A 13,120-nucleotide genomic window follows, 5' to 3' on the forward strand; every position below is an offset into this window, starting at 1 on the left:
ATTAATCTAAGTGATCTTCTATAACCTCGGGCACTTCGGTCAGCGCCGAAACGGTATATAACACATTATGCGGCTCTTGCTTCAACTCGACCAGATTATATTGCCATTCGCGCTGCTGCTTGATATAGATGCTGTTGATGCCGGCCGTCAGTGCCGGAACGACATCCGTGCGAAGCGAGTTGCCGATCATCCATGTATTGGAGCGGGAGAATGTCCCCAACGTGAGGATTTCTTCCAATGCCGTAATATTTTTATGCTGGCGAATGTAGATTCGGTCATTGAAGTAATCGGCCAGCTTCATCTGTTTGATTTTACGCTTCTGAATTTTGGTCTCGCCTCCTGTGTAGAGGTGGAGGCAGTGTCCATCATCCTGAAGCTTCCCGAGCGTCTCGACCATGCCGGGGTAGGCTTCGATTTCCTGCTCATATACACTGAGCCCTAACTCGTAGATAAGCTCTTCTTCCTTGCGCGAGCTTTCCCTTCCATGAATGCGGCCGAAATAATGATACGTATCGATTAGGGATTGCGGGAAGTTCGCACTTGCAAATCCCAGCTTATCTACGCCGGCTACGTCGATTTCCATCTGTTTGGCCCGGATTTCTTCGGTAGTCAAGCCAACATGTTGAAACCATTCGGTCATCCACTCGAAGTAATCGCCGAGAATCAGATTGAAGTATTTGTTGCAATGTATTAACGTGTCATCCATGTCGAAGATAATATGTTGCGATGTTTTACTCATGGTATACTCCTTCTTGCTATGAAAGTCGAATGTAAGTTTCCAGAAACATCTGAAGCTCGGCAGCCCCATCCGGCCGCAGGCTGAATCTTTCGTTATTCTCGGACTTCAGATGGGAGCGCAGCAAGCCTGCTGCCCTCAATATCATCAAGTGGTGCATCAATTCCTCATAGGGCTGGCCCAACTCGGACGCCATTTCGGACACGGCCTTCGGCTCATCTGCAATATAACGCAGGAGACGCAGGCGTTTCGGGTCGGCGAGAGCCTCGGTCATGCGGAGGAGAACGACGGGCGGCTCATCTTCCTCTTCTTCCGGGATATCGATCGGATACTGCAGCAGGAGTACGTTCTCATAGAAGCAATAGGTATTGATCGGCCGGAAATGCGTGCCTGGGAACAAAACGACGTGCTCTTGAGGCACATCATCCAGTATTACCCCGCTTGAGGCATATTCGATCAAATTTTCGTCATCCATTTTCGGAAGGAGCATTCGTTTCTCTTCGGCATCGTCTTCCAGGAGCTGATATAGGTCAGGCTCCACTTCCGAGAAGTAGTGCTCGTGCCACAACTTCATCAGCGGTGTGTAGTTTTCTCGAATTCTAGATGTTTCATCCCGCGAGAGGGAGGGCAAGTGAGGCTGAAGCAGGTCATGCAGCTCTTCCACGGCGGAAGTTTCAATCCAATTCAGAAAATCCGGGATTTCAAGGTGTTCTCCCCGAAGCATGATCAAGGCGTATAACACATCATAATCCGCGAGCGGCCATGATCGGGCTCGACTGAACTGGACGCGAACAGGCTGAGGTAAACGCTCGTCCATCTCTGTTATCAGCTGTTTTCCGATATCCAGGTTATCGGTCCATTTCCTTGTTGCATATATCATGAAGCTGCCCAGCAGCTCGTAGACCATAGATACATCGATACTAACTTTATATTTCATGAACGGATACCCTCCCAATTGATGGCATTGTTATTATTATGGCTTGTATGGATTGGGCTTGTCCACTATAATGTTCATCTGACTGTTTAAATTCATCGTTTTTTCACATTAGAGGAGGACTATATTTCAGTGACAGAAGCTGTAAGCCCCCGTCAGGGGAGAACTCATTATTTCATTTTAATTGCCGTCGTCGTGGCGGCTGGTTTAAGCCAGGGACTGTTATTGCCAGTGCTGGCTATATTTTTGGAACGGATGGGCATTTCATCCTCCATGAACGGATTGAACGCGGCGGCCTTATATGTAGGCTCGTTTGCCATGACGCTTGTTGCGGAAAGACTTCTCGGCTGGGTCGGTTTCAAAAAACTGATCATTTCGGGACTGGTGCTCGTGATGCTGTCGCTGGTTGCTTTTCCGTTAGTTCCAAGCGTGGCCGTCTGGTTTGTACTGCGCGTGCTCGTCGGTATAGGCGACAGCGCACTTCATTATGCTGCCCAGCTATGGGTGCTGATGATGTCAACGGTTAAGAACCGGGGGCGAAGCATATCCTTTTATGGCATGTCCTACGGTTTAGGATTCAGTATAGGGCCGCTGGGCATTCCGCTGCTGAAGTATGGCGAGGCGGTACCATTTATAATTCTGGCCGTGCTGTTCTTGTTCATTCTGTTGGTCGTGCTCTTCAAACTTCCGAACTTGAAGCCGGAAAAAAGCGAGAATGGGAATCAGCAGCCAACTGGACGCTATCTCAAAAGCTACCGTCTGGCCTGGTTTGCGTTGATTCCCGCGTTCCTCTACGGATATATGGAGGCGGGAATTAACAGCAACTTCCCGGTCTACGGGTTAAGAAGCGGGTTTACATTAGGCGAAATTTCGGCGTTGCTTCCTTTTGTCGGCATCGGGGGTCTGGTGCTGCAGCTACCCCTCGGCATGTGGAGTGATAAATTCGGACGCAAACGGGTGCTGACAATCGCCGGTATTGTAGGCGGATGCTGTTTCTTGCTCATTCCTGCAGCAGGAACGAATTTCTGGGCAACCTTAGTGTTACTAACGCTGGCCGGTGGCCTGGTTGGTTCTTTCTTCTCCCTCGGTTTGGCTTATGCGGCGGATATCCTTCCCAGAGTGCTGCTGCCGGCGGCCAACGTCGTGGCTTCCTTCCATTTTAATGCGGGCAGCATAGCAGGTCCGAATGCAGGGGGCGCCATCATGGAAACAGGGTGGAACGGAGGGATCTTCGTACTGCTTGGTGGATTGTATATTCTGTTTGCCTGTACCGGATTATGGTTTAAAGTCAAAACCACATCAACACAAGAATAGAAACATGTGTTCTCATGGCAATTGCTTTCGCTTTCTTCTAAACTAGAGAGTAGGAATATGCACTTGACGGGAGAGACGATAACATGATTAAAGTGGATCGGCTGAAGAAAACGATGGGTCCTGAACGCACACCGGTGTTGAAGGATATCACTTTTCAGATGGAGCACGGGGAAATGATCGGTCTGATCGGTGCTAGCGGAAGCGGGAAAAGCTTGTTGATGAGCTGTCTATCCATGCAGCAAAAATGGGATGGCGGCAAATTAACGATTGATGGCGAAGATATGATGAATCCTGCGGGAAAACGGAGAATTCGCCGGGAATGGGCTTATCTTGAGCAGAATCCGTCCTTGAATGTTAATCGAACGGCACTGAAGAATGTATTGATCGGACAATCCAGCCAAACACCGCTGTGGCGGATGGTAACCGGGATGGTCCGGTCTGATGATTATATGGGAGCTATGGATACGATCGAGCACCTTGGTTTGTTGGACAAGGCTAAACGAAAGGCCAGCGAGTTAAGCGGCGGCGAGAAGCAGCGGATTGCTATTGCCCGCGCACTTGTGCATGGTGCCAAGGTGATTTTGGCGGACGAGCCGGTCACGGGACTCGATCCGGCCTCGGCCGAGCATGTATTGAAGACACTTAAAACCTTGTGCGAGGAAGAACGTTTAACTGTATTTACCGTTATACCCTTGGAATTAGCCGAGAAGCATTGCACACGGATCATGGGTCTATCCGGGGGAGAGCTGGCCGTGGATGTGACCGGAAGACGTTTAACCCATGGCGAGAAGTCAAGACTGTAATTATCGATCACCAAAAACGCCAGGTGAATGTATAGAAATGAGTTGATACTTATTGAAATATAGAGTGATGCAAGCCCTCTTGGCGGGTTTGTTACTATTTATCATAAGCGGCTGTACATTTATTCAGGAGGACCCGGTCTCCTTAATGAAGAAACCGGATTTGCCGACGGATAAAGCGACGCTGAATGGCGCCATCCAATCTGCGCTTCTGAAGAATAAGCTGGATAATGGTGCCATTATACGGCCGCGAAGTGACGTGGATAGCAGTTCCATCCGTATTCAGGACCTGGACAATGACGGAATTTTGGAAGCTGTCGTCTTCTATCAAACGCCGGACGATGAAGTGAAAATCCATGGCATGATCATGCAGCAGCAAGGTGATACATGGGTGAAGAAGCTTGATTTCGACGGAGAAGGGACGGTATTGGAGTCGTTTGATTTCGTTGATTTTACGAATGACGGCAAGGTTGACATCGTAGCCGGCTTCTCACGCGGAGAAGAGAATCTTCAGAACCTGCTGGCTGTATATTCATTTTCCGGGGATTCGCTCGAAAAAATACCGGCTTTGCCATATACTCATTTTAATATCGGAGATATGAACGGGGATAAGATCAACGATATTACGGTTGTCTATCTTCAGCAGAAAGAGCTCTCGTATATCAGCACCTATCAATACGATAAATTCGAGGACGCCTTTGTCGAGCTGAACAAGCTGGATCTGGGACCGAATATCGAAAGTTATTACAATGTTGTCGCAGGTAAAGTGGCCAAGGACAAAGAAGGTATCATCTTGGACGCTTCGGTTGTATCCAGCTCTTCTTATTCCAAGCTCATCATTATGGAGGATAACCAGTTTATTGACGTCCTTCAGGATGAATTGCTTACCTACAAGGAACTGCCTGTAGAGAGTGAAGATGTGAATGATGACGGTATTTTAGAGTTTGGTGTTCTTACGAGACCGAGCGGCTGGGAAGATCGGCTTATTCTGGATGAGATCCCGTTCTTCACCACGTACTTCCAGTGGGACGGAGTGGTACGGGAGACCAACGAAAAAGAAGGGCTTCAATTCGTGCTCCAAAGGTACTACGATATGAACAATCGATTCTATCTGGACTTTCCGCCAGACATGTATAATAAGATTACCATCACGCCGGAATCCAACAAAAATGCTTATTTGAATTTTGTGACCACCGACACGGGAGAGTCCGTTGCCGAGATTAAATTCTTTTCAAAGGCCCAGTGGGGGAAAGCCGAATCTGATTGGGAGATTCTGGTGAAGGAGAAAAACCGCGTAATTGCTTATCGCAGTCATGGCGATCTGAAATTGAGTAAAAAAGATAAAAAGCCAAACAGCAATAATGTGGCTCCTATCGAAAGAAAGGGGAACTAGACCTTGAGTAAAGTGCTCATATTAGAAGATGAAGAATCTATCCGCAGTTTTATCGTAATTAATCTGAAACGAAACGGCTTTGACGTCCTGGAGACTGGGGATGGCAACGAAGCCCTTCGTTTGCTGCAAACGACGCCAGATATCGATATCGCCTTGCTTGATGTCATGGTGCCGGGGATTGACGGGTTTGAAGTATGCCGCAGAATTCGGGAAACGAACGAGCGGATCGGTATTATTTTCCTGACGGCAAAAGTTCAGGAGCAGGATAAAGTGTATGCCCTCTCCGTTGGTGCCGATGACCACGTAAGCAAACCGTTCAGTCCGACGGAGTTAATCGCCAGGCTGCAATCTTTACTGCGGAGGGTGAATGTCCAGCGTGCGGGAGCCGCCAAGGTATCGTTTCAATCAGGTCCCTTTACGCTGGATCTGATCTCCAAGCAGTTTAAGAAGAACGGGCAACCGGTGGAGCTGACGCCAACAGAATTTTCGCTGGTGCAGTTTTTCCTGGAGAAAGAAAACACGCCGCTTAGTCGTGATGTGCTGCTCGATCATGTATGGGGCAAAGAATATATGGGTGACCCCAAAATCGTGGACGTGAACATTCGGAGACTGCGCCAAAAAATCGAAGGCAATCCTTCCGAGCCGGAATACCTCCAGACGGTATGGGGACACGGCTATAAATGGAAGGGTCAAGGACAATGATCATCAAAAAAGGCATTCGGCGGCAAATCGTGCTTCACTACTTCCTGGTAGTGTTCATCGCCTTGCTGCTGATTGAGGTTATATTTCTAATCGCTTTACGATCGTATTATTACGATACGGTATACAATCATATTGTGAATCATATTAATACGGCCTACGATTTTTATCAGCCCTTCCGATTGACGTCGACAGACAACGTTAACCAGTTGACCGAGATGGTTCGCCATTTTGAGTTGTATACAACGGAGCTTCAAATTTTGAATCCGGCTGGTCAAGTTCTCTCCACATCCACCGGCTTCGAAATAGAGCAGACCATCAAGACCAGTGATGTCACCCAAGCGCTTGCAGGCAATACGGGCCGTTGGATTGGCAAGCAGCAAGGTACGGGGCAGATCGTAATGGCCGTATCCCAAACCGTTTCGAACGGATTTGAGAAAACGTACATTCTTCGCTATGTGACTTCGCTTGAGTTCATTAACGATAAGCTGATGAAAATCACGCTGTTTGCTGTCAGCATCGGGGGGGCCGTGCTAGCGCTCGTGCTTGCCTTCAGCATCGGGCTGGCCAACTCCATCGTAAAGCCGCTCAATAACATTACCACGGTATCTGCGCAGATGGCCAAAGGCAAGTTTAACGTGAGGATCAAAGGCGATTATAAATACGAGCTTGGCGAACTGTCGTCAACCCTGAACTACATGGCGCAGGAGATTGTACGAAGCAATCAGGTAAAAGATGATTTTGTTTCATCCATTTCGCATGAGCTGCGGACTCCGCTCACAAGCATTAAGGGCTGGAGTGAAACGCTCGACTCCGGCGGCTATGATCCGGAAGAAACGAAGATCGGGATGCAGATTATTTCCAAGGAAACCGATCGTTTGATCGGTCTTGTTGAAGAGCTGCTCGACTTCTCCAAGCTCCAGCAGAATGAGATGAAGCTTGTGAAGGGTATCGTGAATTTACGGGAGCTTCTGCAAGAGATTATGCTCAATCTGTGGACCAAGGCCGAGAAGAAGGGCATCCAGATTAAACTGGAGACCGATGAAAAGCCGATTATCTATGGGGATGCCAACCGCATGAAGCAGGTGTTTCTGAACATTGTGGATAATGCGATTAAATTCTCGCATGAGAACGGCGTGATCAACCTGTCCTTCGCTATGGAAGACAAGTTTGTGATCGTAACCGTGGAAGATCACGGTATTGGCATATCGGACGAACATCTGCGGCGGGTAAAGGATCGGTTCTTCCAGGTTAATCCGCTTAACGGGGGAACGGGATTGGGTCTTGCGATTACGCAGCAGCTCATTGAGCTCCATGGGGGCACGATGGAGATGAAAAGCGAGCTCGGGCATGGAACATCCGTTATCGTCAAGCTGCCGCTGCCTGAAGGAAAAATACCGATGGCCGGCGGATTAGAGAACGGTGAGGATGACGTAGCCGGACCGACAGTATAAGCTTTGCCGGGTTGCCGGCAAAGCTTTTTCTAAAGATTACAGAATTTTTAAGTTTTCAGCGAAACGTACCTTATTCGCAATTATATGTTTTGGGGTATTGGTTGGGGTCCCCGCAAAGTATTCGGATTAAGCATCGAAGCATAGGCTCCACTTTGTGGGGCTGTTTTGAAAGGGGGAGTGCGGAATTGGGACACACAGCAGCAACGTTTTCTACTGAGCAAGGTCTGTTTGAATTAAAAGTGGCTGAGGCAGAACAGGCAGGAGAGATGCTGTCGCTTCTCAAGGAAGCGGCAGAGGTGATGGAACAGCAAGGGCGCAAGCAGTGGAGTCCTTCTCTCTTCTCCTTGGACTTCATGGAGCAGTACCTGGCGGAGCGTGAAGTGTTTATCCTCTGGCATGAAGACATGGCTGTCGGCATGTTCACGCTACAGTATGAGGATCCAGCCTATTGGGGAGAGCGGGACGATTCCGCCTATGGTTATCTGCATCGGCTGACCGTACGCGCCTCGTATCGGGGACTGGAGCTTGGAAAGAAGATGATTTCTTTTGCGGAATCGTTTTTGTTATCCAAGGGTAAACAGGGTTTCAGACTGGATTGCGTATCCCATCTGCCAACGCTGAATCAATTTTATCAGCGCCAAGGATTTAAGTTCGTGGCTGAGCAGGATATGGGTGGTCGTTTCGTGAATTTATATGAGAAGAGCTTTATTTCATAATTTTACAGTGTTATAAAACCTAAGTCGCATGCGCTTGAGACACAGTCAGCAGGGCACGATACATGAGAAAAAGCGATCCGTCACGGATCGCTTTTTTGTATAAAAGTCTGAAGAAATGATCTCAGAGCTAATATTTTGTTGAAGAAACTCGTTTAGGATGAAGAAACATTAGCCCGTAAGCGTCCTTTTTCGTATACATCCTGAAGCAGTCGGGACGGCTGGGTACGAATGGTTGGTTTCGGAAGTACGGTCTCATAAGGTCCAACAACCACAACATTGCCGGGAGCTCCTTTTACAATCGCTCCATCCTTAATGATCGCTCCCTCACCGATGATGGCATGCTCGATATGAGCGCCCTTGCCGATTTTGGCATTCGGCATGACCACACTGTCCTTGACGATGGAGTATTTGCCGATCTCCGCGCCGCAGAATATAACGGAGCTCTTGGCTCTTCCTTCGAAGGTGCATTGGTCATGAATCAAGCAGTCCGCATGCTCCACATTACGGGTCCGCGCTGCCGAAGGTTTGGTCATCCATGCACGGGTATACATGGGCCAATCGGATCTCTCAAGAACAAGCTCGTTTTGGCTCAACACATCCATATGGGCTTCCCACAGGCTTTCTACGGTGCCCACATCTCGCCAGTAGCCCTGGAAGCGGAACGCAAGCAAAGACTCTTCTCCGGTCAGCATCTTAGGGATGACATCCTTCCCGAAGTCATGGCTGGAGTTTGGGTCAGCCGCATCCTCAATGAGGTGCTGCTTCAGATAGTCCCAACGGAACAAATAAATGCCCATCGAGGCGAGGTTGCTTTGCGGTTCTGCAGGTTTTTCGGCAAATTCAATGATATTGAGATTGTCGTCAACACTCATGACGCCAAACCGGCTGGCGTCTTCCCAAGGCACTTCCATCACGGAGATCGTGGCGGGTGCCCCTTGCTTCATGTGGGCTTCAAGCATTTCGCGATAATCCATCTGGTAAATGTGGTCTCCTGACAGAATAAGCACATGCTCGGCATTTTGATCATCGATGTATGGAATGTTTTTATAAATAGCGTCTGCTGTACCCAAGTATCCATCTTGGTGTGTGCTGTTGGATGAAAGCAAAGCAATGCCTTCACGTCCTGTATGTGTTAGTCCCCAGGGTTCACCTTCACCGATATGTTCGTGTAATGATTCTGCCTCATATTGTGTAAGCACTCCAACCGTATCGATTCCGGAGTTCACACAATTGCTGAGAGGAAAATCGATTATACGATAGTGGCCGCCAAATGGAACGGCGGGTTTTGCCAGCTTGGACGTAAGGGGGGCTAATCGTTTACCCTCTCCACCGGCCAGAAGCATAGCAATACAGTCTTTTCTCTTCATCACGTTTCCCTCCCAATGTATTTTTACGTTGTACATTACATAAACGACATTCCCGGGGTTTGAAACGATTATATTGAAAAAGTAAAATGAAAATTACAAAATTATTTTTCAGGGACATTTTTTATTTTCAACATGGTTAGAATGGGGTAATAGCACTAATAATATTTGGATTTTTAAGAAAAAGCGGGTGAAGATGATTGAACCAAGCAGTTAGAGAAAGAAACATGACTCCGGAACAATTGTATTTATTTCATGAAGGAACCTGGTTTCACAGTTACCAATGCATGGGCGCACACCTTGCTACAGAAGATGGAGAAGAGGGCGTACGTTTTACGGTGTGGGCACCGAATGCAAGGCAGGTGGGTCTTGCCGGAGACTGGAACGGCTGGGATGGTTCCCAAGACACGTTATATAGGATACCCGATTCGGGAATTTGGAGTCGGTTTATCCCTGGGATGGAGACTGGAACTTTTTACAAATATCATATCACCGGACCGTATGGAGAAACGTTCTTGAAGGCGGATCCATACGCGTTTCATGCCGAAGTTCGACCTGCAACGGCATCGGTCGTGACCGATCTCTCTGGATATCATTGGAATGACGCTGCATGGAGAAGAAAGAACAGATCCCCCTACACCAAGCCGATGAACATATATGAAATGCATTTTGGAACCTGGCGGCAAAAAGAGGACGGCTCGTTCTATACATACCGCGAACTGGCGGACCAGCTGATTCCTTACTTGCTGGAGATGAGCTATACCCACGTGGAATTCATGCCCTTGGCTGAGCATCCGTACGACCTTTCGTGGGGGTATCAGGGAACTGGATTCTTTGCGCTCACAAGCCGATACGGAAGTCCCCATGATTTCATGTTTCTTGTCGATCAGCTGCATCAAGCTGGTATCGGCGTGCTGCTCGACTGGGTGCCCGCACATTTTGCCAAGGATGCCCACGGGCTTCGACTGTTTGACGGGGCGCCTCTTTATGAGTACGTTGACCCGCAAAAAGCAGAGAAACCGGGCTGGGGAACACTGTCTTTCGATTATGCCAAGCCAGAGGTAATTTCATTCCTCATCTCCAATGCCTTATTTTGGATGGATATGTATCATATTGATGGTCTTCGTGTTGACGCTGTGACGAGCATGATCCGGCTGGATTTTGAGAAGCGCGAAGGTCAGTATAGTCCTAATGAACATGGTGGCTTGGAAAATCTCGAAGCGATATCCTTTCTGCAGGAATTGAATAAAGCCGTGTTTCGATATTATCCGAATGCATTGATGATGGCCGAGGAGTCCAGCGCATGGGCAGGGGTTACCGCACCTGTGCACGAAGGGGGTCTCGGGTTCAATTACAAATGGAACATGGGCTGGATGAATGACACGCTGTCTTATATTGAACAAGAGTTCGATCAGCGGCCTACCCATCATAATTTACTAACATTTCCTATTTGTTATGCCTATTCGGAGAATTTTACATTGCCGTTGTCACACGATGAAGTCGTCCACGGGAAGAAATCGCTGCTCAATAAAATGCCGGGGAGCTATGAACAGAAGTTTGCGGGTCTCCGGATTTTGCTCGGATATCAGATCACCCAACCCGGCAAGAATCTGCTGTTTATGGGGGGAGAGTTCGGCCAGTTCATTGAATGGAAGGATCAGGAGCAGCTGGATTGGCTGCTGCTGGACTATGAAAGCCACCGCAAGCAGTTGGCCTACACGGCGGCATTAAACCGCATGTATGTGGAGGAGAAGGCGCTATGGGAGCAGGATCACCGATGGGAAGGATTCCAATGGCTCAGCGCCGATGATTATGAGCAGAGTGTCATATCGTATATGAGAATGGGTACAAAACCTAGCGATACGCTAATCATCGTCATTAATTTCCAGCCCCGGGCATATGACCAATATCGGATCGGCTTACCGAGAGCGGGACAGTACGTGGAAATATTGAATTCCGATCACACCGATTATGGCGGCACCGGACTGGTCAACGACCAAGACATGAAAACGGAGAAGAAGGCCTGGCAAGGCCAAACCCACAGCCTGGAAATCAAGCTGCCTCCACTAGGCATGGTAGTTTTAAAGAAAAAGCCGCCGCGTTCCAGAAAGTCGCAGGATCGAGAGGACGTTTCACTGAAGGCGGCAGCAGTAAAAGAGAAGCCGGCACGGAAAACCAAACGAATCCAAAGGGGGAAGCAGGATTGAAATTGTTATTTGCAGCTTCAGAATGTGGACCGTACATCAAGACAGGCGGATTGGCGGATGTGATCGCTGCTTTGCCTAAATCCCTTCGTGGCATGGGCGAGGATATTCGGGTGGTTCTGCCCAAATATCGCGGCATTCCTGACGACTACCTGGAGCGCATGGCGCATGTAGGGGAAACCCGCGTCCGGGTAGGCTGGCGCGAGCAGTATTGCGGCATCGAGTCCCTGGTTGAGGACGGGGTCACGATCTATTTTGTAGATAATGAATATTATTTTGGCCGCGACGGCATTTACGGCTACATGGACGATGGCGAACGCTATTCATTCTTCAACCGCGCCGTCCTCGAGATATTGCCGGTTATCGGTTTTCAGCCGGACGTGCTTCACTGCCACGATTGGCATACGGCCATGATTCCGCTGCTCCTTGAAGATGTCTACCGTCATGATCCCTACTATGCAGGAATTCGAACCGTATTTACCATCCACAATTTGTTGTATCAAGGCGTATATCCGTACGAGGTGCTGGTCGATCTGCTCGGTATCCACAGCCGCCATTTCACAGCGGAAGGCGTGGAATATTACGGAAACGTGAATTTCATGAAAGCGGGAATCGTCCATGCAGATCATGTAACGACGGTTAGCCCGACTTATGCCTCGGAGATCCAGACCGGTTATTACGGATACGGACTTGACGGGCTTTTGTCAGCCCAAGGTTCGAGATTAAGCGGTATTGTGAATGGCATTGATACCAAGAGCTACAACCCGGCGACCGATCCGCACATCGCGATGAAGTACCGGAGCGGTCTGAATAAGAAAACGCAGAACAAAATTGCCTTGCAGGAAGAGTTGAATCTTCCGGTGGCACCGCATATTCCGTTGATGTCGATGGTGACGCGGCTGGTCGATTCGAAGGGACTCGATCTGGTCATTCGGATTCTGGATGAGCTGCTCTACTACGATGAGATTCAATTTGTAGTCTTGGGAACGGGCGATCCTTCTTATGAGCATTGGTTCCGGGAAGCGGCGAATCGGTATCCCAATAAAATGTCGGCCCAGATTCGGTTCAATGAACCGCTATCGCGGCGCTTTTACGCTGGCAGCGACCTGTTCCTGATGCCTTCCAAATTTGAACCGTGCGGTATCAGCCAACTCATCGCCATGCGGTACGGCAGTGTGCCGATTGTCCGCGAAACAGGTGGACTGAATGATACAGTTCATGCATACAACGAGTATACGGGGGAAGGGAATGGATTCTCTTTCAAGGATTACAATGCGCATGATATGATGAACACGATTCGGCGGGCGACCTCAATTTACCACATGCCTGAGCACTGGCGTAAAGTGAGCAAGAACGCGTTGGGCGGGGATTATAGCTGGAACGTTTCGGCCAAGGAATATCAGGAGATATACCATCAAATCACCAAATCTCATGCTTGAACCATAACAAGACACAGGGGTGCAGGGATAGCCGAATAACGCGCTATCCTTGCACCCCTGTGCTCGT

At 48.8% G+C, this 13,120-nt stretch carries 11 protein-coding genes; 8 read left to right on the top strand and 3 right to left on the bottom strand.

The window, feature by feature from the left end; translation table 11 throughout:
• Position 1: 1 nt before the first annotated feature.
• Positions 2–739 carry an HAD family hydrolase gene (locus CRG97_RS12805; RefSeq protein WP_098743300.1) on the bottom strand — a complete coding sequence of 246 codons (738 nt, stop codon included), beginning with the start codon at positions 737–739 and terminating at the stop codon, positions 2–4.
• Between the two features lie 16 nt (positions 740–755).
• Positions 756–1,673: an ArsR/SmtB family transcription factor gene (locus CRG97_RS12810; RefSeq protein WP_098743301.1), complete on the bottom strand. Its 918-nt coding sequence runs from the start codon at positions 1,671–1,673 to the stop codon at positions 756–758.
• 129 nt (positions 1,674–1,802) lie between these two features.
• Here CRG97_RS12810 and CRG97_RS12815 point away from each other — a divergent pair, with 129 nt between their 5' ends.
• From CRG97_RS12815 to CRG97_RS12840, 6 genes are all read left to right on the top strand, one after another.
• Entirely contained in the window at positions 1,803–2,984 is a 1,182-nt protein-coding gene (locus CRG97_RS12815) for an MFS transporter (protein ID WP_098743302.1), read from the top strand.
• 83 nt (positions 2,985–3,067) lie between these two features.
• Complete coding sequence (locus CRG97_RS12820; RefSeq protein WP_098743303.1) at positions 3,068–3,787, top strand: phosphonate ABC transporter ATP-binding protein; 720 nt, start codon at positions 3,068–3,070, stop codon at positions 3,785–3,787.
• A 145-nt stretch (positions 3,788–3,932) separates the two neighbouring features.
• A complete protein-coding gene (locus tag CRG97_RS12825) occupies positions 3,933–5,177 on the top strand; it encodes a hypothetical protein (RefSeq protein WP_237566377.1) in 1,245 nt (414 codons plus the stop codon).
• A gap of 3 nt (positions 5,178–5,180) precedes the next feature.
• Entirely contained in the window at positions 5,181–5,879 is a 699-nt protein-coding gene (locus tag CRG97_RS12830; protein WP_098743304.1) for a response regulator transcription factor, read from the top strand.
• A complete protein-coding gene (locus CRG97_RS12835) occupies positions 5,876–7,330 on the top strand; it encodes a sensor histidine kinase (protein WP_098743305.1) in 1,455 nt (484 codons plus the stop codon). Before CRG97_RS12830 ends, CRG97_RS12835 begins: the two co-directional genes overlap by 4 nt.
• Positions 7,331–7,515: 185 nt before the next feature.
• Entirely contained in the window at positions 7,516–8,046 is a 531-nt protein-coding gene (locus tag CRG97_RS12840; protein WP_098743306.1) for a GNAT family N-acetyltransferase, read from the top strand.
• A 152-nt stretch (positions 8,047–8,198) separates the two neighbouring features.
• Here CRG97_RS12840 and CRG97_RS12845 read toward each other — a convergent pair whose 3' ends face one another.
• Entirely contained in the window at positions 8,199–9,413 is a 1,215-nt protein-coding gene (locus CRG97_RS12845; protein ID WP_098743307.1) for a glucose-1-phosphate adenylyltransferase, read from the bottom strand.
• A 224-nt stretch (positions 9,414–9,637) separates the two neighbouring features.
• Here CRG97_RS12845 and glgB point away from each other — a divergent pair, with 224 nt between their 5' ends.
• Both glgB and glgA read left to right on the top strand, forming a co-directional pair.
• Positions 9,638–11,617: a 1,4-alpha-glucan branching protein GlgB gene (gene glgB / locus CRG97_RS12850; protein ID WP_098743308.1), complete on the top strand. Its 1,980-nt coding sequence runs from the start codon at positions 9,638–9,640 to the stop codon at positions 11,615–11,617.
• Positions 11,614–13,053, top strand: a complete 1,440-nt coding sequence (gene glgA, locus CRG97_RS12855; protein ID WP_098743309.1) for a glycogen synthase GlgA — start codon at positions 11,614–11,616, stop codon at positions 13,051–13,053. The genes glgB and glgA overlap by 4 nt, the downstream gene beginning before the upstream one ends.
• The last annotated feature ends 67 nt before the right edge of the window (positions 13,054–13,120 follow it).

Source organism: Paenibacillus sp. EZ-K15 (genome assembly GCF_002573715.1).
In the GTDB taxonomy this organism is placed as follows: Bacteria; Bacillota; Bacilli; order Paenibacillales; family Paenibacillaceae; genus Paenibacillus_AQ.